The sequence below is a fragment of the Sulfurovum sp. TSL6 genome (assembly GCF_019972115.1).
Classification (GTDB): domain Bacteria; phylum Campylobacterota; class Campylobacteria; order Campylobacterales; family Sulfurovaceae; genus Sulfurovum.
Genome location: NZ_BPFJ01000003.1, coordinates 13,166 through 34,750, shown reverse-complemented (window position 1 = coordinate 34,750; position 21,585 = coordinate 13,166). Strand labels below are relative to the sequence as shown.

18 protein-coding genes are annotated in these 21,585 nt (G+C 38.3%); 6 read left to right on the top strand and 12 right to left on the bottom strand.

Translation table 11 applies throughout. The features are described from left to right. Positions 1-87 precede the first annotated feature (87 nt). Both LDM93_RS09090 and LDM93_RS09085 read left to right on the top strand, forming a co-directional pair. Entirely contained in the window at positions 88-951 is an 864-nt protein-coding gene (locus LDM93_RS09090; protein ID WP_223892096.1) for a menaquinone biosynthesis family protein, read from the top strand. Continuing rightward, positions 952-1,728: a UDP-N-acetylmuramate dehydrogenase gene (locus LDM93_RS09085; RefSeq protein WP_223892095.1), complete on the top strand. Its 777-nt coding sequence runs from the start codon at positions 952-954 to the stop codon at positions 1,726-1,728. A gap of 5 nt (positions 1,729-1,733) precedes the next feature. On the opposite strand, the gene LDM93_RS09080 is transcribed toward LDM93_RS09085, so the two are convergent. The 9 genes from LDM93_RS09080 to LDM93_RS09040 all read right to left on the bottom strand — a co-directional run bounded on the left by LDM93_RS09080 (position 1,734) and on the right by LDM93_RS09040 (position 8,248). Beyond that, positions 1,734-2,258 (bottom strand): DUF1566 domain-containing protein, encoded by a 525-nt coding sequence (locus LDM93_RS09080; protein WP_223892094.1) that lies wholly within the window; start codon positions 2,256-2,258, stop codon positions 1,734-1,736. Positions 2,259-2,366: 108 nt separating this feature from the next. Continuing rightward, positions 2,367-2,972 (bottom strand): murein L,D-transpeptidase family protein, encoded by a 606-nt coding sequence (locus LDM93_RS09075; RefSeq protein WP_223892093.1) that lies wholly within the window; start codon positions 2,970-2,972, stop codon positions 2,367-2,369. 4 nt (positions 2,973-2,976) lie between these two features. Beyond that, positions 2,977-3,363 (bottom strand): hypothetical protein, encoded by a 387-nt coding sequence (locus LDM93_RS09070; protein WP_223892092.1) that lies wholly within the window; start codon positions 3,361-3,363, stop codon positions 2,977-2,979. Between the two features lie 9 nt (positions 3,364-3,372). After that, positions 3,373-3,942, bottom strand: coding sequence for a murein L,D-transpeptidase family protein (locus LDM93_RS09065; protein WP_223892091.1), 570 nt, complete (start codon positions 3,940-3,942; stop codon positions 3,373-3,375). 153 nt (positions 3,943-4,095) lie between these two features. Then, complete coding sequence (gene tpx / locus LDM93_RS09060; RefSeq protein WP_223892090.1) at positions 4,096-4,611, bottom strand: thiol peroxidase; 516 nt, start codon at positions 4,609-4,611, stop codon at positions 4,096-4,098. Positions 4,612-4,746: 135 nt separating this feature from the next. After that, complete coding sequence (locus LDM93_RS09055) at positions 4,747-5,916, bottom strand: NAD(P)/FAD-dependent oxidoreductase (RefSeq protein ID WP_223892089.1); 1,170 nt, start codon at positions 5,914-5,916, stop codon at positions 4,747-4,749. 11 nt (positions 5,917-5,927) lie between these two features. Continuing rightward, a complete protein-coding gene (locus tag LDM93_RS09050; RefSeq protein ID WP_223892088.1) occupies positions 5,928-6,119 on the bottom strand; it encodes a hypothetical protein in 192 nt (63 codons plus the stop codon). An 8-nt stretch (positions 6,120-6,127) separates the two neighbouring features. Then, positions 6,128-7,573 carry a cytochrome c oxidase accessory protein CcoG gene (ccoG, locus tag LDM93_RS09045; protein WP_223892087.1) on the bottom strand — a complete coding sequence of 482 codons (1,446 nt, stop codon included), beginning with the start codon at positions 7,571-7,573 and terminating at the stop codon, positions 6,128-6,130. Further along, positions 7,574-8,248 (bottom strand): recombinase family protein, encoded by a 675-nt coding sequence (locus tag LDM93_RS09040; RefSeq protein ID WP_223892086.1) that lies wholly within the window; start codon positions 8,246-8,248, stop codon positions 7,574-7,576. Positions 8,249-8,408: 160 nt separating this feature from the next. Between LDM93_RS09040 and moaC the strand changes: the two genes are divergently transcribed. Next, positions 8,409-8,882, top strand: coding sequence for a cyclic pyranopterin monophosphate synthase MoaC (gene moaC, locus LDM93_RS09035; protein WP_223892085.1), 474 nt, complete (start codon positions 8,409-8,411; stop codon positions 8,880-8,882). 18 nt (positions 8,883-8,900) lie between these two features. After that, positions 8,901-9,170, top strand: coding sequence for a YbeD family protein (locus LDM93_RS09030; protein WP_223892084.1), 270 nt, complete (start codon positions 8,901-8,903; stop codon positions 9,168-9,170). A gap of 11 nt (positions 9,171-9,181) precedes the next feature. On the opposite strand, the gene LDM93_RS09025 is transcribed toward LDM93_RS09030, so the two are convergent. The 3 genes from LDM93_RS09025 to LDM93_RS09015 all read right to left on the bottom strand — a co-directional run bounded on the left by LDM93_RS09025 (position 9,182) and on the right by LDM93_RS09015 (position 18,352). Next, the gene (locus LDM93_RS09025; RefSeq protein WP_223892083.1) at positions 9,182-14,542 is read right to left on the bottom strand and encodes a cadherin domain-containing protein; all 5,361 of its coding nucleotides are present in this window, start codon (positions 14,540-14,542) and stop codon (positions 9,182-9,184) included. 12 nt (positions 14,543-14,554) lie between these two features. Then, positions 14,555-16,873, bottom strand: coding sequence for a DUF5011 domain-containing protein (locus LDM93_RS09020; protein WP_223892082.1), 2,319 nt, complete (start codon positions 16,871-16,873; stop codon positions 14,555-14,557). A 660-nt stretch (positions 16,874-17,533) separates the two neighbouring features. Then, positions 17,534-18,352 (bottom strand): paraquat-inducible protein A, encoded by an 819-nt coding sequence (locus tag LDM93_RS09015; protein ID WP_223892081.1) that lies wholly within the window; start codon positions 18,350-18,352, stop codon positions 17,534-17,536. Positions 18,353-18,378: 26 nt separating this feature from the next. Here LDM93_RS09015 and LDM93_RS09010 point away from each other — a divergent pair, with 26 nt between their 5' ends. Further along, positions 18,379-19,155 carry an inositol monophosphatase family protein gene (locus tag LDM93_RS09010; protein ID WP_223892080.1) on the top strand — a complete coding sequence of 259 codons (777 nt, stop codon included), beginning with the start codon at positions 18,379-18,381 and terminating at the stop codon, positions 19,153-19,155. A 226-nt stretch (positions 19,156-19,381) separates the two neighbouring features. Then, positions 19,382-21,583 carry a choice-of-anchor O protein gene (locus tag LDM93_RS09005; protein ID WP_223892079.1) on the top strand — a complete coding sequence of 734 codons (2,202 nt, stop codon included), beginning with the start codon at positions 19,382-19,384 and terminating at the stop codon, positions 21,581-21,583. The last annotated feature ends 2 nt before the right edge of the window (positions 21,584-21,585 follow it).

Here is a 21,585-nt window from a genome sequence, read left to right as displayed (position 1 = left end):
TGTTTTTTATAAAATTTTTTAAAAAGTTGCCACAAATACAAACAATGATAAAATACATTTATCCTAACAAAGAGAGTACACTAGCCCATGAATCCTATACAATTAGCCCATTCTCCAGATGCAGATGATATTTTTATGTATTTTGCCATTAAATTTGGCTGGGTAGATACCAAAGGCTATACGTTTGAAAATATTGGTCTAGACATTGAAACACTCAATGTGGAAGCACTTAAAGGAACTTATGATGTGTCTGCCATCAGTTTTGGTATGTACCCACTCATCAAAGATGAGTATGCACTGCTTCGTACTGCAGTAAGTTTCGGAGAAGGGTATGGACCCAAGCTCATACGCCGTAAAGATAAAAAGCTGAAGCGTAATTTTAAAGTAGCGCTTTCTGGAAAATATACGACCAATGCCATGCTTTTCAGAATATATTACCCAGATGCAAAACCTGTCTATATGGATTTCCTTGAAATTGAGGAGGCTGTCGTTTCAGGAAAGGTGGATGCGGGCGTACTGATCCATGAATCCATCTTGGATTTTGATGCAAGTCTGGAAGTAGAAAAAGAAGTGTGGGATATTTGGGTAGAATTGGCAGGGGAAGGTCTGCCTCTGCCTCTTGGCGGTATGGCGATACGAAGAAGCCTACCCCTAAACCGTGCTATCGATATAGAAAATATCCTCATTGAGGGTGTCAAAGTGGCGAATGACAGAAAAGAAGAACTCTGTGCCAAACTTGAGGCAGAAAACCTTGTACGTATTTCAGATAAAATGCTTAAAAAATACCTTGATATGTATGCATCAGATGCATCTGTCGAACTCTCTGATCTTCAAATAAAAGCACTCGACAGACTATACGAGTTAGGTTTTCAACATGGCTTATGGGAGACCCCTATCAAAACGGAAGCGTATTTGATTCCAAAAGAGTACGAAGCCCTACGGAACAGCTAAATGTTTTTTAAGACCATAGACTTCTCCAAATACTCCAGTATCAAGGTGGGACAGCCCACACAGGTACTGATGATAGAAGAAGGCGATAGCATACCTCAAGACAGATACCTCATCGGAGGAGCGAACAACTTACTTGTCTCACCTACACCTCCCCCACTGATGATGCTCTCTAAAGATTTTGCTACTATCATTCAAGAAGAAGATATGTTGGTTATTGGTGCGGCAATGCCTACAGGTCGCATCGTCTCTTATGCTAAAAAACATGATATTGGCGGTTTTGAGTTTTGTTCTAAACTTCCCGGTACACTGGGTGGCATGCTTGCAATGAATGCAGGGGTCAAAGAGTATGAAATATTTAATATCTTACACTCTATAAAGATCAATGGTACATGGATATTAGCGCAAGAGATAGAACACGGCTACCGTTTTGCTAAACTAGGAGGTATTGCAACCCAAGCAAAGTTTGAGATACAGTATGGTTTTAACCAAAAACTTCTAGACGAGCTGCTCAACCTACGATCCAATCAACCTCTTGAACCCAGTGCAGGTTCAGTGTTTAAAAACCCTGAAGGTGATTATGCCGGACGTCTGATAGAGGCTGTGGGACTAAAAGGTGTAAGAAAAGGTCAAATGCAATGGAGCAGTGTTCATGCCAATTTCTTGGTTAATTTAGGGGGTGGAACGTATGAAGAAGCCAAGTCTCTTATAGACTTGGCAAAAAGTGAAGTTTTAAAGAGGTTTAATATTACATTAATAGAAGAGATAAAAATCCTCTAAAAAAGCTATTTTACATCTTCTGATCTAGAATAGACATACCCTTCACCTAAACAACGGACACATCTAATATAATTAGACTGACTAGGTTTTCTCGCATATTGCATTGCATCTGCAGCATAAACCACATAATATCTATTCTCCGTAGTAGGTGTAGATGACCAAAAGTCTGAACCACGATAGTATGCAAATGGATTGCCTTGTGGATTATGTACATGAGATAACTCCATTGATGTAGGCAATCTCCAATCATTATATCCAGCATAATTCAATGCACGACAGTAATTCATCGCATGTCTATACTTACCTGCTTTCCCTACTGAATGCCCTCGCTTATACGCACCATCCTCTCCATCTGTGTAAGCCGCATCTTGCCACATAAGGCCTGCATCTGCTTCAACATAAACTTTATTTGTTTTACAAGGCTTAGTTGATATCTCAGCCACAGGTGCAAGTGTTTCGCTTGTATCTCCCCCTGCCATAAGCAGCGTTGTGAACATAGATAAACATGCCGATATAAGTACTTTTTTCATAATTTTTCTCCTTGGTTATCCAATATTATTCAATATCATAATATAAGATTCATCAAACCAAGCTAAAATTGACATATAATTTGAAATAATCTAATATTATACAATGAATCATGCGTGTATTTCTATTTTTACACCCTTTTCAACAGCAGCCCAAAGTTTATCCATAGCAAGGTTTCGGACTGCCACACATCCCTCAGTCCAATCACGCGATAGGGTATATTCATCGCCTCGTCCATCCGCATTCCATTTAGGTTGTCCATGGATCGTGATATATCCACCCGGATCTACACCTCTTGCCCTTGCTCTTGCTTTATCAGCCTCGCTAGGATAAGAGATCATTAGAGACCTATACAGTCTTGAATCACATTTCTTTCTCACAATACTATAGGTACCTTCCGGAGTTCTGTAGTCCCCTACCTTTACCTTGTCCCCAGCATTGGCTCCACCATTAGCACCTAGAGAGATACGAAATTTTTCAACCACTTTACCATCTTTATACGCATACATCATTCTTTTTTTCTTATAGACAACGATCTTGTCTATCTTGGCATCATGGTCGATATCAGTGCCTCTTGCCAATTCATTGACACACTCTTGTATCGCATACGGGGTATTGTCTACTTTCCCATAATACGTAGGCTCGCCGCAGCCAACCACAAACAGTAGTACTGCTATCCCGAAAATACTCAGTTTCATCGCTTTTCTTTCACGCAAAGCATCAACCCCAATCCTCATTTTGGCGTTTTGATTTATGCTTGTCTTTTTTATAAGATGTGCCGTTTTTCAGCTTCTGCAACCTGTTTAGATTGCTCATCTCCGCTTCTCTGATATCTGAAAAGTCTTTATCTGTAAACGATTCAGCCAAACATGTTTGCCGATAAAGACGGAACACATACTCTTTAAGTTGTTGATGAAATTCCGATTCAAGTTGTACCTCTTCTTTTTCATCAAACTTACTTTTTAGTTGCGCAAATTTTTTTACAAAATCCTCAGCAGCTACATTCTCATCTCTGAACATACGAAAAAGATTTTTACTGATTTTTTCTAGTTCCACGATGTATTTTTGACGATTAAATTTATCGATCTGCTTTTGCGTATATCTCATACTCTACCCTTATCGTATAACAATAGGTACACCTTCACGCACGGCATACCACAACTCTTGCATTGCAGCATTTGTCACAGCGACACACCCTTGCGTCCAATTTTTGGATAGTGTATAACTATCCCCTTTGCCATCTGCATTCCATGTAGGTTGTCCATGAAGTGTAACAGCTCCCCCTGGGTTCACACCTCTTCTGGCAGCACGGGCTTTATCTTCGGGTCGAGGATAAGAGATACAAAGAGAACGATAATATCTAGGCGAACAGAGTTTTCTGGAGATCCAAAATTCACCTTCTGGTGTCCTATTGTCTCCTTGCTGCTGTTTTGTCCCTATAGGATTTTTACCTAATGAAACCGGTAATGTATTCATCACTTTATTGTCTCTATACAAATACATTGTACGCTCTTTCTTCACCACAACAATCTTATCTATACTTTCACCTTGAGAAAAATCTTCAGCCTCTAGTAACTCTTCTTTGCATTCTTCTAGCGTATATTGGTTATTAACCACAGTAGGTTCAAGAGGTTGCTTACATCCTGTCAACCAAATGAGTACCATGCATCCATAGAGATATCGCATATTTTTTATTGTCCTTGAAGCGTAGTATAAAAATATTTTAACACAAATTAGATAACTAACGGTAAATAAAAAAAATTGAAAATAAAGAGGAGGACAGAAGATAGTGATAAACACTCTTCAAAAGAAGAGGTTTATCTAAAAGAGGAAAACGAATTAACAAGCTGCCTTAGCTGCTGCCAATGCTTCTTCGTAGTTAGGCTCTTCTGTAATTTCCGGAACAACTTGCTTATACGCAACTTTACCATCTTTACCGATAACAAAGATAACTCTTGCCATGATACCCGCTAAAGGTCCATCTGCCAAAAGAACACCATAATTGTTAGCAAAATCTTTGTTTCTGAAATCTGAACATACTTTAATGTTATCGATTCCCGCAGCGCCACACCATCTAGCTGCTGCAAATGGAAGGTCCATAGATACAGTAATGACTTCTACACCGTCAAGGCTAGCTGCTTCAGTGTTAAATCTTCTAGTTTCTGCATCACATACACCTGTATCAAGTGATGGTACGGCAATGACCAATTGCACTTTACCTTCACCGCCGATTGTTTCGTCTTGAAGCATTGGATCACAGTTTACTACTGTAGTTACTGGCGCTGTGTCACCTACATTGATTTCTGTACCTGCCAGGTTACATACGATGTCGTTTTTAAATGTTACTGTTGCCATTTAATTTCCTTAAAATAATTTTTGTACCTGCATTATCTCTTAAAAACTATAAATACAATCTTAAGTAGGACAAAATTACTCTTATTTATAAGAAAAAGCCGAAAATTACATGAAAAAAGGGAAACGGTTAAACCGTTACATCCCAGGAATTCTGGGGATCTTTCCTAGTTTAGAATAACGGCAGTACCATCCCCACATCTTTTTCAGCCAGTGACCAACAACGGGCATAGGAATCATTTTCCCGCCTTTATCACTGCGGTAGACAAACGCTGCCCCGTTTCCTGTATCCATGACACATAAAATATTCAAATGTGCACTATAGCTTTGTTTGGAATCTATATTTTGTATATCATTAAAAATGTTATACGCTACATTCTTAGCCATCACTTCAGCCATATGCCCCTGTTTTGCTCTCCACTCCGGTCCTATAAGCGATGCAGAGTCACCAATGGCATACACGCCATCAAAACCTTTTATCTCATTATACGCATTGGTGACAACATACCCTGCATCACTAAGTGGAAGTCCAGACTCTTTGAGTATGTGATGCCCGGTACCTGCGGATATAAACATCGTCAGATCTGACTCTAATTTGGTCTCATCTTCAAAACAGATACCATCTGCTTCAAAATGCGTGATCTTAGTACCTACTTTTTTCTTGATGTTCGTCATCTTGAACATCTTCTCCATCATCACTAAGGCTTTTTCACCCATCTTCTGTCCGGGTTTTGCCATAGGCGCAAAAAACGTAAGTTCAAAGTTCTCCCGTACCCCTCTTTTCCTCAGATAGGTATCCACATTAAAAAGTACTTCAAACGCAGGCCCTCCACGTACCGCAGAGGTATCTTTAGGGTTCCCGCCAAAGCCCATGGCAATTCTTCCCTCCTTTTTCTGTATCAATGTGTCCAAACGTTCATAAAGTGCCGTAGCCTCTTCTGGTTTACCACATATAGAAAGTGTATGCTCCATACCCTTTAACTGCATCTTGTCCTGTCCGAGTGCCGCAACGATATAGGGATACCCCTCTAGTACACGACCGCTCTGCAGGGTTACTTTTTTAGTTTTCGCCTCAAAATGCGCAACAGGATCCACAATTAACTGAAAACCATGTTTCATCGCAAGCATATCCAAAGGAACAGAAGCCTCTTCTCTGGTCACTTCACCTGTAGGTATCCAGATAGATGTAGGATAGATATAAAAATAATCCCTGTCACTCACCAGTGTGACATCCAAGTCATGTTTTTTAAGATAAATGGCTGCTTCAACACCAGCAAAACCACCACCCAGTACCAATACTTTACTCATCGACTCTCCTGCTATTTAAATATACCTATTGGCTCTTTTATTACCAAAGCATCTGACACACTCGAATTTGCGATCAACATCCCATAGATAGCCCCTACCAATAATCCGGAGAGGATCACGATCCACACGATCAATCTCTTTTCTGTACTTCCTTGAGCCTTGTAGTCCTCAATGTTGTCCAGTGTCGGTTCTGTGCCAAGCATTGTCTCTCCTATTTTTTAACCAGGTCTGCACGAGGGTAGAAAAAGACCTGTTCTCTTTCAACCATTATCTTTTCTTTGTCATCTGTAGCATAGGCTCTTACCACTATAGGGATAGGAACATCTTTTCTTGTATTGTTTGCCAATTGTTCTTTTGTTTCCAAGACAACGACTTTTTTCTTTTTCTGACCTGCACCAAGTCTAAATGCTTCAGACGGTCTCTTAATGGTGATCTTGTCATTTCCTACGATCTCAAAGTAATAGGTATGATCTTTGCTGTCTGTATTGGCGAACATGAAAATATAGTCATTTTGCACGACGCCGTTATCGAGTACTTTATACAGTCTTTGACTCTTGTTAATATTTAAAAGCATATGCTCTTTTTTGCTTCCCATCACGAACAGTGTGACAAGCACGATCATAAGCACTGCAAAATATGCAATGACCTTGCCTCTAAAGTAGTTCGTTTTACCTTCATGACGAAGGGTCTCTTTTTCACTTGACCACTGCACCAAACTTGGTTTACCTAATGCGCCCATGACTGAAGTACAGGCATCGACACACTCCAGACAGTTGATACACTCAAGCTGGAGTCCTTTACGGATATCAATATGGGTAGGACACACTGTCACACAACTCTCACAGGTGGTACACTCCGCACTACTGTCCACACTCAATAGATCTTTTTGTTTCGTAAATTTCTTTTCTCTCTCATACCCATGCCCTTCATAGATCTCTCCACCTCTTATAGGATCATAGACTGCCATAATAGTGTCATCATCATAAAGTACAGACTGTACACGGCTGTAAGGGCAGACATAGACACAGAAATCCTCTTTGATAAACACCACATCAAGAATGAGAAAGAGTGCCGTACTCACCAACACACCTACCAGTACCATATGCTCTGCTGGATTGCTCAAATACTTGAAGAAATCTTCAGGGGGTACAAAGTACCATAAAAAGTTAGCTGCTGCCACAAAAGAGAGAACAGACCAAAGCAATATAGCAATAACACTTTTCACTTTGTTTTCCATTTTGCTCATATCTGGTTCTTTTTGCTTATTTTTGATCTTTTTTCTCAATCCTAAAAGTTTGGTCTCTATACCGTCTCTATAGATCACACGGAAGATAGTCTGGGGACAAGCCCACCCACACCATGCTCTACCTCCTACGGCTGTGACTGCAAAGATCCCCAGGAAAAGAAGCATAAGCAAAAATGGCATCAGATAGAGCTCTTGCATATCAAAAGCTACCCCTGCCAAATGCAACTTCTTCTGATCAAAACTTAATAAAAAGAGATGGTTGCCATTGATCGTGATCCATGGCATTAGCAAAGCCACTACCGTTGCCGCGACATAGACCCAATATCTCTTGATACGATAAGGTACCCAACCTTTTAAATACTCTTTTGCCTGATTTTTTGTTGATTTTTCTGTTGTGATTGTAGATTCCATTTATAACACCTTTTGTTCTTTTGCTTTTCTCGCTTCTTCAAATGGGCAAATCAGTACGATGTTGTCCATATTTTTGACATCTTTTGATGTAACCATCTCCATCCATGCCCCGTCTACCAGTTCTTTGATCCCGCGTGACTCGATATAGTCTTTCAAAGAACTGCGGCTCACGTCTAATTCTCTGGCTATCGCACTGACACTCATTCCTTCGCTTAGAAAAGTGATAATCTTTCTTTGATGAATATCAAACTTGGAACTTGATTTGCTTCCTTTTGGACGTCCTATCTGATTGGTCTTCTCTTTTTCCTCTTTTCTTAATGCGTTCAATAAAGGAAAGATATCAACCATATTCGTCTCTTTATTCATCAGTAGATTTGCATCTACGATCCAGAGATTCACACTATGACTCAGCATACAATTAATCACCTTTATCAATTCTTCAACCTTGTCGCTCAATATATAAAAAGAAGAGACAATCACCGTATTGCCCTCTTGCATAGTTTGCAAGAAATCCTCAAACTCTTCCCTAGCATCAAGAGGAAGGTTTTTGGTCGCATACTCAACCACTTCTTTATCAATCTCAAGTCCCTTTTTTAACCCAAAGGAGAGAATATCGCTTTGCTGTGCGGTTAAATGAGGAAAGCCCGGTACTTGTCTCATATATCCATAAACCATATGATTCCTTTATAATTTTAATTATCTTATCTTATATGATGATAGAAGTCAAGTATATAGTGACTATATTCGTCATTTTTCTATTTTTAGCACCACTTTTTCTTTAGTTGTGTCTATTTATGTTAAAATATGTACTAGAATAAAAGCATGAGGACAAAAAGTGAACCTTACACATCTAGATGAACAAAACAAACCAAAGATGGTCGATGTCTCTGACAAAGACAACACAACACGTATCGCTACGGCAAGTGGGATCATAGAAGTGGGACAACCTGCTTTTGATGCCGTACTAGAAAATACAGCAAAAAAAGGACCCGTGCTGCAAACCGCTGTCATCGCTGCCATCCAAGGAACAAAACAAACCTCAACACTTATTCCTATGTGTCATCCACTCATGCTGACATCCGTAAAAACAGACATCGAAGAGCTTCCGGACCTCCCGGGATTCAAACTCACCGTCACAGCAAAACTCAATGGACAGACAGGTGTAGAGATGGAAGCGCTTACGGGAGTGAGTGTAGGACTACTCACTATTTACGATATGCTCAAAGCCATTGACAAGGGTATGGTGATCAAAAACGTTCAGCTAGAAAATAAATCCGGCGGTAAGAGTGGCGATTTTAATCGCGCATAAGTTTACAAAGGAGAACCTATGATTTTAGACGACAAAACACCAGAAAAACCGAAGATAGAGTATCCTACCCAATGGGGATTTAAGCTCATAGGGAGAGACAAGGAAGCACTCTTAAAATGTATCAAAGAAGCGATGGGAGAAAAAGAACACCTTTGCTCTTTAGGAAACTCTTCACGGACAGGTAAGTTCCATACCTATAACGCCAGCTGTGTTGTAGAGACAGAAGAAGAGAGAAATCGTATCTTCAAATACTGTCAGGATCATGATGATGTGGATATGGTGATTTAATTCACCGTATCCTATAAGCTATTTGTAATTAGTATGTTTACATGATCGATATCAGTATTCCCTTCAATGTCTTCTATACTTAATGTAATATTGTGTTCACCTACAGAAAAACTATCCATAATAACAATTTCTTCACTCCCTAATAGCACACCATCTTCTAGCCATCTATATGAAATAATTTGATTTGTACTCGTACTCCCAGAAGCATCTAATATTACTTCACTCCCAAATGCTACACTCTTATCAATCCCCGCATTGGCAACAAGATGTATTGCAGTAGTATTCTCTGCAAATAGTGCTGAATATAATACTTCTCCTTGGCTATAGTTATAGAAACCATATGCACCATCAGGATATGTTCCTGTAATGTTTAATTCTTTTACATCATTAATATATACTTCAACCAGTGATTCTGTATAAATGATTTTGAAGATATATTCAGTATTATCTTTCCATCCAATATTACCTAATGTTTTCCCTCTTTGAAGTTCAGTTACTCCTTCAGTAGCGTTATGTGCCCAAGCCCCTGGTGTGATAGGCCCAGTAACTCTAGAAATGGCTAAACCTTTTTTTCCATCAGTCTGATCAGCTTGTTTCCAGTCTATAAGTAAATAATCCACATCATCACGAACAAGATCTCCATCATTATAGCCTAAGACAAAACCAATAAAATCATCGTCTCCTGTCGTTTTGACTGTTATTCCACCAGTTAATTCAAAGACTTCACTCTGACTATTGACGTTATTATGAAAAATTGTAGGATTAGCATTTAACGTTTGCAATACACTCCTATTATCTTCCTGTAATACCCAATTACCATCTCCATTTGCTTTCCAATCCTGAAGATTGATATTTAGATCTCTCACAATGATAACACTCCGAGTAAGTTCTGCAGCCACATTTCCGGCAAGATCCTCAACATTATATCTGATTATAAAGTTTGTTCCTACAGGAGCACTAGTATCTACGGGATTATCCACATTTATTTTACTTGTTATATCTCCATCAATATTGTCCGTAGCTCTGGCTCCCAAATCATTATAAATGGATCCTTCAACAATAGATAAAGTACTAGGACCAATCAATTCAATGACAGGAGCAATCACATCAGGTATAGAAATATTAAATTTAATGCTTACGGGTGCACTTACCCCTGCTGAATTTGTAGCAGTCATACCGAGCTCATAAAAATCTTTTTTACTTGCATCCAATGGGGTATTAAGGATGATTTCCCCTGACGATGTAACTATAAATACACTTGTATTGTTTAATTCATATGAGAGTATAGGGCTATCACCACCAATTTCTTCTTCTACTCGCCCCACTATAGTACCAAGTGGTGATTCTTCTTCGACAGTAGCAATCAATGGTTTAAGAATAGGCACATGCTCTGGTATATTTTTTAAATAAATATTCATCGCAACAGGGAGACTGGCTCCTGTACTACTATGTGCAACTACCTGAAGTTCAAAAATATTTTGATTTTCAAAGTCTAAAATGGCAGAATTTGCAACACGTATCACACCTAAATTATCAATAACAAAACTATTATTCCCTTCACCAATTAATTCAAAGTACTCTATTTCACTTTCCCCCATATTGACAATATCAACACTACCAACAATTGTACCTTCAACAATATTTTCTTCAATATTTTTTGTCAAATCTTTCAACGTTGCAGCTTCGTCACTAAGATTATTTAAAGTTATATCAACAGAAACCAATACACTACTTCCATTTGCATTATGCGCTATAGCCTGTAAGGCATATGTATTTTTTTCTTCATAATCCAATGTTGCATTATCGGTTACCACAATAGTTCCATTGACATCTACAGTAAAGTTAGAGTGCCCAGTGCCGCGCAACTCTATAAGCTCTACTGGACTTGCACCCTGGTTGATATCTAGTTGACCTACTTCTATACCAGCATAACTGTTTTCATCTATGGTTGCAGTAAATGGCTGTATGCTTGGTTTTCCTGTTTCAGGGTAAATATCAGTGATAAGTATCTGGAGGTCAACTTTATTACCATTTCCACTATCTGTTTTTGCAATAGCAAGCAGATTGTATTCATCTACATCTTCATAGTTAATATACCCTGTTGTACGGATAGTACCATTTACATCTATAGCAAACGGTACGTTAGGGTTAAGTATATCAAAAGAGGTAATAGGACTTCTTCCTTCTCTAAGTTTGACTATTTTTCCTACAACTGTACCTATAAGTACATTTTCAGAAAGATGTGTCAAGTACACTAAATCGTGCAATGGTGTATCTATCTCATTAATTACGTTAAAAGAGAGAGACACAGGGAAACTCTCATTACCAGCTTCATTAATGGCAGATACCTTAACAGTATATGTATCTGACTTTTCATAGTCAATGTCTGCACCATTTGCAACTGTTATTTCTCCTGTATTGTCTATAGAAAAAGAGCTATTATCTTCTCCGCTTAGCCTATAGCTTACAATATTTAAAGAAGTATCTACAAAGTTGGCTTGTCCAACTGGCGTGCCGGCAGGACTATTTTCCAGGATATCATTAAGCACTACACTTTCTAACATAGGTACCGTAGCATTAGGATCAGCCAAAGGTACACCCTCTATAACTTTAACAATCAGTTCCATACTGATACTACGTTTTCCATCTAAACCCACTGCTACCATATCTAGCTTGTATACAGCATCTAGAATCAATGCTGAGGCATCTACAACTTTAACTAAACCTTCTTTATCTATACTAAATGTACTGTTTGCATCTCCATGAAGTTCTATGTGGTCTATGCCGCTTATTCCTTCACTCTCTATCGAAACTTTCCCGATGATGCTGTTGTTTGGTATTGTATGTGGTATTTCTAGTGCCAATGGCGTAAGTTGTGGGGCATCCGTATCTAACTTTTCATAAATGAGTCTATAACTCTCTTTTACACGGTCTTCATCTGCATATGTTTTGACAACTATAGGCTCCACAAAGGTATCGTAAGGCTTAAAGAGTTTTTTCTTATCCACACCTGGTGTCCAAAGAAGTACATCATGGTAATTAATTTCTAATTCATTGTTAAAGATAAACGTTTTTTCTTTAAAAAGTTTTTTCGCTGCTGTAGCTAATTTACCCTGTAATTTATCGGCATCATAGTTGACCCCCAATAAGTCTCCACTGACTTGATAAATTGCTTCAGTTAAAGCATTCACTCTAAATGAAACTGTTTTTAGGTCGCTACCTTTAATAATTGCATGAATAGTACCATTATTAGGGGTAGAGGTATCATCTTTGACAAGGTCATCATCTCTATCGAGGTCAGATCCGCCTTTCGCATCTACCACATAGTACACTTCATCTTCAAATTTAGTATAATCATCTTTTGTAAATTTAATAATCCCTGACTTAAAAAGATCCTCTTCATTACTTGTGCTGCCTCTATACACAACTTGATTCGTATTCCCATATGTATCTGCACGTATTATTTCGACTTCTGCATCTCCTATTGGACCATATTGCACTGTGTTTTCTAACCCGTAAATGATGTACTCACAGGGTACACATTGACAGGTATACTTCTTTTCTGAGTCAATACACTCATCATATGTCCGCACAGAGGTACCGCCACCACTACTTCCACCACTACTTCCACTACTTCCACCACTTGAAGTATAACTACTTTCGATTCGTTTGCTTTTTACTTCTATAACTGCAAATTCACCTAGGTTCAATTGTCCAAAATTATGCGCCTGATAATGTTTAAATTTACTTCCGCCTGGAGTTTTTACAATAGCATAAATATCAACAGGGTTCTCTTCAAGTTTACTCTCTTCTAGCACACTTTTTTCACGTTTCTCACCTGTTGCAGAAGCTGTATACCTTGTATTTGGGTAAATATGCCCCTCTGTCGGTACATAGGCATGCTCTATGCCACTATATTCTACATCCTTTACATCTTGAATAACATTATTTCCCTCTAACGTTAAATCCATATTGATATCACAAGACTGTGACCAACTTATAGTGGTTTCAATAGCGCCATCAATTGTTGTTACAGGCGTGTCTTCTCCATTCTCTTTGTCTAACTGAAACTTATCTATAGCTATGTCTTGCGCAGTTGTATTAGTAATAGTGATAAACAAATCACCTTTTTTATCTTCATCGGTTAGTATATATGGAGTGTCATTGGTTTGCATCATGAAATTATTTGATATATCCTTACTACCATTGTCACTCACTCTTACCGCCACAAGTTTCAAATCCCCTGTTGCATTAAGCGTTAAATTAATATCAGCACAAGCATCAGATATAGTTTCCTGAGTAAGAAGAAATGATTTTGCCGAAAACTTTGGAAGTTTACTATCTACCATAGTTTTCAAGTCTAAATGAGATTTGAAATCTGGTTTATGCATCTTTGTTACTTTCTTCTTGATTCCTGGAATATAAGAAAGTTCATCACCTTCTATTAGGCTCAAATCATTATGAAGGATCATTGCCCAATTATACAGGACAAATGCTCCTGCTAATTTATCATTATAAACATCTGGTACAGTACTACAACTTTGTGCAACATCATTGAAATTTCTGAATGGGTCTCCAAGCATCTTATAAAAATCAAGTTGGCAATGTCCCTGAAGTAACTTCCAGAACATAAAAGTTTTATACCGAGTACTATGTGAGATTATATCACTCAAGATATCCTCAATATCATCGCCCTCATACATAGGGCTAAAGCCTGGTTCTGCATATGGATTATCTGCATCATAAACAATATCTTCAAACATTCTAGCTGATCCTTCCAGAAGCCATCCTCGATCACCCTCAAATTCATCATCATCAAAATGTTCATAAATATATTTCGTCTTGACTATACCTTGTATAATATGGAAAAACTCGTGTACTACAATAGTATTCATGTGCGAGGCAAAACGATTCCCATCAGGCTGATATTTTAATTTAGGAGTCCCCAATCCATATCCAGCAAAAGCATCACTGTCAAGTTCTAGATTCTCTAGCCCTCCTGTTTGCCCACCAACAGACCCTGGAATATGGTGAATATTTAATGTTAGTTCATCTCGAATATCTACTTGCATCCCTGTAACTTTAGAAAGATTTGATGCACCCTCATTCAGCCATCCTAAAACATGACAGACAGTTGCCCCTGTACCAAAATAGGATTTTAAATTTCCTTGTCTATCAAATACATCATTAGCAAAAATATTCATATTCGGCATATTTGGAACTTTACAGTTAATTCCACCTGTAGATTTTCCTGTTTTGTCATTTATGATTGTATTACAACTATAAACAGAAGTATCAGAAATACAATCCTCTGCTTCAGCAAAATTAATTAAAAGAAGAGCAAACAAAATTCTTTTTATAAAATAAAACATATTCATATCTCCTTATAAGTTTTCATTGATAGTGAATATAAAAACTTTAGAGCCGTTAATTTCACCTTTATACTTATGAGGAATAGATACACCATTAGTATTTTCATACAAATAACTACTTCCATTTCTCCAATTCCAGCAATCTTCAGTCATTAGACAATTTTCTGAATATCTATCAAATCCTGCACCAATATTAATCCGTTTTTCAAAAGTATCCATATACGATGGGAATTTAATATCTATCATTTCTGGCATATTGTCAATGACAAAAACTATATGCTCTATTTCTTTATTTGCATCTAGCGGCTCCGCATAATGTTTCCATACATCCTTATAATCAACAGAACGGAGTCTAAGCGTACTTATATCCTCTCCATTATGCCCCTTCATCTTCATACCATACAATGCAGATCTTTTATCTGTTACTCTAAGTTCATTGCTTACTATCTCTATAGCTATAAGGCTTGTGGTAGGTACTTTTATTTGGAAGTCAATAGTACTTTGTCTACCTTTAGTGTCAGTTGCTCTAGCTGTAATAACATGAATCTTACCTTCTTCTGCATCCATTGGCACATCCCACAAGACATCTATCCCATAAATCTCTGTGTTTTCTATAGATGTTTGGCCTATTACTTTCATCCCCTCAGGTGGATTGACAAGGCTATATTCCAGCCCTGGTGTCACAGAAGTAACTCTAAATTTTATAGGTACACCTCGTATAGCTCCTCTTCTTGCTTGTAATGAAGGCGCAATGAGTTTTGCTAAAGAAGCTTCTCTATTTATATGGATATCTACGGGATTCTTCCCGCTATAGTTGTTATCATTACTCACAATATCATCAGTGACTATAATGATTTCATTGCTCATATTGGCATCTGATATTTTTAGACGGACATCAAGTGTTCTCATCCCTTTCTCCCAATCTTCAGGAGTGAATACCATTGTATAGTTTTGCTTAAGTAGACCATCTTCAAAGGCTACCCTGTCTTCAGGTCTAAGTTTTAGTGTTAATTGAACATCCTCTAGCGGTTTATGATTGAGTGCTATATTTACCCAGATATCATTGCTATCCACCACATGGTCTATTTCATACTGTATGAGACTTGTTGTATCATCTTCTACATTGATAGTAATTTCATTAGAAATCAAATTATTAAGTGATGCAGAGACAACAAATATCCCCTTTTCTGCCTTAAAATAATCTGTAAAGAAAGCTATCTTTCCCTCAGTAGTATTCCACTTTACTTGATCTGTCACCTCTTCACTATGTCCATCACTATATAAACCCATAACTTTGATTGACGCATTCACAGGTATATAATCATCATAAAAAGTGTCTTTTTGTCTGACAAAGTGAGTTTGAGAAGCAGTAAGTGTCAATCCTATGACCTTATTCTTAACAGTAACTAGACGTGTCACATTCGCACTATTGCCACTGCTATCTGTTGCTGTATATGTTAGTGCATAACTTCCCTCTCTTGATGTATCTACACTACCAGAGATTTCTACTGAGATATTACCATCCCTATCATCCGTAGCAGTAGCTCCTAGTTCTACATAGTTTTCATTTTGTTCTAAAGTGATATTGGCTTCACCATTAAGTGTCAATACTGGAGGTATAACATCTATCAAGGTTACGGTTCCTGCAAAGCTTGCGTCATTGCCTATTTGATCTTTAGCATAAACAGTAAATGCAATATTGCCTAACGCGAACGGTTCAGTTACAGATGGTAAATATCTATAGGTATTGCTATTTGCATCAAAAACCAACATATGGCTCGTATTTGTATCTGTGAAAGTTATTTTCACCGAACTTTCATCTAAACCACTTCCGTTGATATTATCATGGATATCAAAAATAAAAGGAGTTAACGGATCAGTAATAGTTGTATTATTATTCGGGGTAAGCGGCTCTATTGTTGGTGCCAATGTATCTACAAAAATATGTAGCTCTTTGGTATAGAAGTCAGAAGCTGTAGGATATATATCTTTAGAAGGTATGGTCAGAATAATGCGTACATTACCTTCAGGTAAAAGTTGTGGTGCTACAGGCTGATATACAACACGAAGAGGTCCGAAGTTCCAGGTATTTTCATTCTCTGTTACCGTATTATCTGTTCTATCAACACCATTAACGGTCAAGACTCTCTTATCAATATCAAGAACATCTTTTGCATCACCATGGTCAGTTTCAAATATGATAGTTTGATCATTTTTTGTAAGCGAAACGCCTTCTTGAATATTTGTTGCTACATTTATATCATCACATCCTGTTAAGAATAAGAGTGATATAAGCAAAAATAGTAGTGTTTGTAGTACAGTTTTAAACATATATAATCCCTTTTTATAATTTTAATCCCGGTACTTTATCATAATAATCTTATAAAATATTATTAAAATATATAATTTACTTGAATTTTTCTTATATATATAGTTTAAGATGATTGATAGAGGAGAATCTCTATCACGTATTTTGACAACATTATAGATGAGGACAGCGATACTTTTGAATTCGACTACAAATTAGCTCGGTTACTTGATTTGACTCAACGTATTACAGTTATTTCAATAGCAGAGATTTGGCTCTAAATATTTCTGGTCATACCAAAGGAAACCCTGATTTTATGGGATATAACGGTCAAAAAAAACCCATGTAATTCATGCAAAAGTTGTACTTGTTGATGCCAACTCTGTTGCAAATGGATTAAATGAACATCTCTACCATCATGAGAATAAAATCGTTGCCAATGATGTCATCTCAGTGCTGCAAGAAAAAGGCTCAGAGCAATTTAAACATCGTGAATATGTACCCCACGCTAATAAATTTAAATTACCTAATCTGTCAGAAATTTGAAGATTAAGTATATATTGCTAAATTTACAGGTGTATAAACTAAATAGTTTTAAGTTTTTGTAGAAAGACATTTCGTTATTTGACTAAATAATTTAGTGGAGGTATGGGGGGGGGTAAGAAATGCTTCCTGGGATGCCCCTAACCCTTCATCCTCTGCAACATCCTATCAGCACTCAAACTCACCAACATAGAGACGATCACATAGGCCAAAAAGAAATAAAGCCCTACCTGTATCTCAGCCTGACTGACATCAGAACCACTGCTTGTGAGATAAACCAGCAAAGTAGCCACCACAAAGACATCCAGCATTGACCATTTTCCAACCCATTTGAAAAACTTTACGATACCATGAGAAAACTTACTTTCCATCACAACCGATACATACATTAAAGAGAGCGTTTTCAAGAGTGGAATAAGTATAGAAAAAAGGAGGATCACAAAGGCTACCGCAATCTCACCACTCTCCGATAATTTCACAACAGATCCCAAAAGACTTTTAGACTCAAAAGAGAGTATGACATCACCAATATACTCAAACTCTTTATGGATCGTCACTGTCAGCAGAGGTGTAAAGAGACCAAAAGTTAACACGACTAATGCTGCTAAACCGCCAAAAAAGGTGAACTGTCTCAACTCTGTCAAAAAAGCACTGATCAAAATTAAAAGAAGCATCGCCATCACATAGAAGGTATAACGCTTTGCTTCTAATTGATGCTCTTTTTGTACATGGATAATTGCTTCTCGTAAAAGCCGTTTATCATTCTCATAGTATCCCAAGCTGAATTGCTCCGCCCAACTTTTTGCCTGATATTCAGCCTGTGCTGAAATCTCTTTATCCATGACAAGTGTTTGCGTACTCTGCTCATACTTCTTTGCCTGTGAGTAAGCTTGCAGTCCAAAATACCCCATGATGATCACCAATAGGGACAATAACAGCATCATTTTCTTTTTTTTCATAGAGAGATTATACTATAATCATTCCTATGAATATAGATACATTAAAACAGATAGCACTGGAAGCAGGTAAAATCGTAAAAGAAGGCTACTCTTCTCACAAGGAGGTCACCCATAAAGGTGTCGTTGATCTTGTCACCGAATTTGATCTTAAAACCGAAGCTTTTATTCTCGATCAACTCCAAAAAGCATTTCCTGACCATACCCTTGTAGGAGAAGAGAGTCACCACGGAAGCTACCACTATGATAAGGCCATCTACGTTGACCCCATAGATGGTACTACCAACTTCGTTCACGGCATCCCCCATCTTGCGATCTCGCTTGGTGTCTGGGAACAAGGCAAGCCTACACTGGCTGTAGTCTACAACCCTATTTTAGAAGAACTGTTCTGGGCCGTACGTGGAGAGGGTGCGTATTGTAATGGAAAACGACTTGAGGTGAGCCCACAAAGCAAGCTTCAAAATGCACTGATCGCCACAGGGTTCCCTTATGCCAAGGTCAATGCCGGTATTGAGTACCAGTGGGTGATCAACTGTATGACTAACCTGCTTCCACATATTCAGGATATCCGCAGGCTAGGTGCAGCATCTATTGATTTATGCTATCTTGCTCAAGGAAAGGTAGAAGCCTTCTATGAGATTGATCTTAAACCCTGGGATGTGGCTGCAGGGATCTTGATCGTGCAAGAAGCAGGTGGGCATATCAGCAATGTAAACAATCAACCATTTGATTTTGATGATAAAAGTATTGTCGCAAGCAATGGCAAAGTGCATCAACAGTTACTGAAGTATTTAGAGAAAATCTAAATACTTTATCCTCTTTATTTTCACCCCTTCCCTAATCCTCTATCACCTTTAAAACATAAGTAATAACTATCTTAAATCATTATATATTTGACAAAATGAAAAAAAGGATTTATACTGTTTTTAAGGTATGTGTTTTAAAACACAAAAAAACTGAGTATGTTTACAGTAGTAGATTCTTGTTATATTTTAAACATTCTTCTTAAATAACCAACTAAAGGAGTAAAAAATGAGTCCAAGTTACAGATCTATAAAACTAAATATGATTGTTGGGACATTGTTATTGGGAAGCAGCTTACAAGCAGGCTTACAATTTTCGGATGCTGAAGTACTCTCTGCAGGAGGAAGTGTCACAGGTGATGGTCTGGCGTTTAAAACAAAGCTTGTAAGATTGGGGGATGGGACGTTGATTAGTGTCTATGGGGATGCAAATGGTCCAGATGTCTATGATGTCAAAGATGATGCTGTACGTAGAGCAAGAGATATTTATGCACGTACATGTAAGGCTGAAGAGTCGAATGGGTATTGTGCTTCACAATCAGATTGGAGTGATCCAGTAAATATCTCAAATACAGCAGGACAGACAAGCATCTCTACTAAGTGGCAAGATACGAATAATAATGGTATCATGGATGATGATGCAGTACCTTTTTATGGTGATTCAGATAAACCAAATATCTTCCGTTCAGGTTCATTTGCCGTGGTAACGTGGACTGACAAATACTGTCCAAGTGGAGATCAGCGATCTACCAGTTACTTGGAAAGGGGTGGGATACAGGTGCCTTTCTCCTGTGTGTATGAATCTCATATAAACTTTAAAGATGCTACGCCTACTTGGTCAACGGCACGGCTTACCAGTGCAAAGAGAGATGCCAAACAAGATGTCAATAGAGGGCTGAGTGTAGGAACACCTGCATTAGGTAAATGGGTTATTACCTGGCAGGAGGATCCTCACGGCTTGCAGCTTGGTCAGGCAGAAGGACCTGGAGATGGTGCATCTGGAGCAAAAGTTACACATGGGACTGATATCTGGTACACTTATACAGAAGACCTCATGAATACATCATTCAGCACTCCGGTAAGACTAACCAATAATATGACCGGTATCAGTGGTGGTGGAAATTTCAACCCTGTGTATGATAATGCGGGTAACCTCATCACCGCGCTTGATCATGGCTCTACTGGAGCGTCTCGTGCCAATTTAGCATTGGTTGGACCTGAAAAGATCGCGATCGTAAGCTATGAAGAGACAAAAGGTTCGAGTGGATTGGATGAAGGGAAATTTGTGCGCTACCATACTTTCCCGTTCAATACCCCTGACACCAATGCTACAGGAGCAATTATCAGTGATCCAACCAAAAATACCCGTCGTGTCCGTGTTATACCACAGTCTAAAGCGGGTGCAAATGGTTTAAGAATGGGGGTTATCTGGAGAGAAGGTACAGAAACAGAAGGTGGTCCGGCTGATATCATGGCACGTTTGGGTTTTGTAGATAGTAATGATCCAAACTCAACAGGGTTAAGGTTCCAAGATATGATTCCAACCGTGGATCCAAATGCAGAAGCGATAGATTACGCTGCAGCAACGCAGATCAATAATACTCCTGCATATAACATGAGTAGCAATACCATTCCTTGGAGTGCCATTGGAGAGCCAGAGGGTGCACCAACCAATACACTCGGTGATACCACAGAAAAAAATCCATACGAAGATGCAAGAGCCCATCGTGCAGTACTCCGTGGAGATGATTTCCATGTCGGTTACACGTATACAAAAGATTGGGCAATAGCGAAGTATACTGATTTGGATAACTACAACTTCTGGGTACGTACCTATAATGCAAGTAATGATAGTTGGACAACAGCTAAGAATCTTTCAAACATCACAGACAAGGGATTTAATGTGAAAGAACCTCGTTTAGTTGGAATGCAGGGAAATGGACCAGGTTGTAAGGATACAACTAACCCTACAAATCCAGAAGATTGTCAAAATAAGAGTGTGCTCTTAGCTGCATGGGGTATTGAATCCAATGTCTATGACACTATTGGTGGCTCAATTGATGGTAACATCTACTACACACGTACTAAAGATAAAGGTTTAACATACCTAGAGCCAAGCGTAGTAGATGGGATAGGCATAAATAATAGAGCCGAGTCCCAACTTCGCGCAACACCGGCAGGCAACATTATCTTTTCTGTATGGAATGAGAAGAATAATGAAGTGGGCGGGGACTACTCTATGTTTAGTGTCTCAACATCACAAGGACCTACCGTACCAGTAATACCTGAACCAGTTACACCTGAACTGGCAACAGCTGGAGGAGGTGGAGGTTGTACATACAATCCTCACCAAAAAGGTCTTGATATGATGTTCCTTATCATAACCTCATTAGGTTTCTTATATTTATTAAGAAGAAAGACCGACAACTAATT

Bases quoted from the DNA above. Each gene is read 5' to 3' on its own strand.
- LDM93_RS09020 (WP_223892082.1), bottom strand. From the start codon at position 16,873: ATGTTTAAAACTGTACTACAAACACTACTATTTTTGCTTATATCACTC.
- LDM93_RS09005 (WP_223892079.1), top strand. From the start codon at position 19,382: ATGAGTCCAAGTTACAGATCTATAAAACTAAATATGATTGTTGGGACA.
- tpx (WP_223892090.1), bottom strand. From the start codon at position 4,611: ATGGCAACAGTAACATTTAAAAACGACATCGTATGTAACCTGGCAGGT.
- LDM93_RS09090 (WP_223892096.1), top strand. From the start codon at position 88: ATGAATCCTATACAATTAGCCCATTCTCCAGATGCAGATGATATTTTT.
- LDM93_RS09085 (WP_223892095.1), top strand. From the start codon at position 952: ATGTTTTTTAAGACCATAGACTTCTCCAAATACTCCAGTATCAAGGTG.
- LDM93_RS09030 (WP_223892084.1), top strand. From the start codon at position 8,901: ATGATTTTAGACGACAAAACACCAGAAAAACCGAAGATAGAGTATCCT.
- LDM93_RS09010 (WP_223892080.1), top strand. From the start codon at position 18,379: ATGAATATAGATACATTAAAACAGATAGCACTGGAAGCAGGTAAAATC.
- ccoG (WP_223892087.1), bottom strand. From the start codon at position 7,573: ATGGAATCTACAATCACAACAGAAAAATCAACAAAAAATCAGGCAAAA.
- LDM93_RS09080 (WP_223892094.1), bottom strand. From the start codon at position 2,258: ATGAAAAAAGTACTTATATCGGCATGTTTATCTATGTTCACAACGCTG.
- LDM93_RS09040 (WP_223892086.1), bottom strand. From the start codon at position 8,248: ATGGTTTATGGATATATGAGACAAGTACCGGGCTTTCCTCATTTAACC.
- LDM93_RS09015 (WP_223892081.1), bottom strand. From the start codon at position 18,352: ATGAAAAAAAAGAAAATGATGCTGTTATTGTCCCTATTGGTGATCATC.
- LDM93_RS09025 (WP_223892083.1), bottom strand. From the start codon at position 14,542: ATGTTTTATTTTATAAAAAGAATTTTGTTTGCTCTTCTTTTAATTAAT.
- LDM93_RS09065 (WP_223892091.1), bottom strand. From the start codon at position 3,942: ATGCGATATCTCTATGGATGCATGGTACTCATTTGGTTGACAGGATGT.
- LDM93_RS09050 (WP_223892088.1), bottom strand. From the start codon at position 6,119: ATGCTTGGCACAGAACCGACACTGGACAACATTGAGGACTACAAGGCT.
- LDM93_RS09055 (WP_223892089.1), bottom strand. From the start codon at position 5,916: ATGAGTAAAGTATTGGTACTGGGTGGTGGTTTTGCTGGTGTTGAAGCA.
- LDM93_RS09070 (WP_223892092.1), bottom strand. From the start codon at position 3,363: ATGAGATATACGCAAAAGCAGATCGATAAATTTAATCGTCAAAAATAC.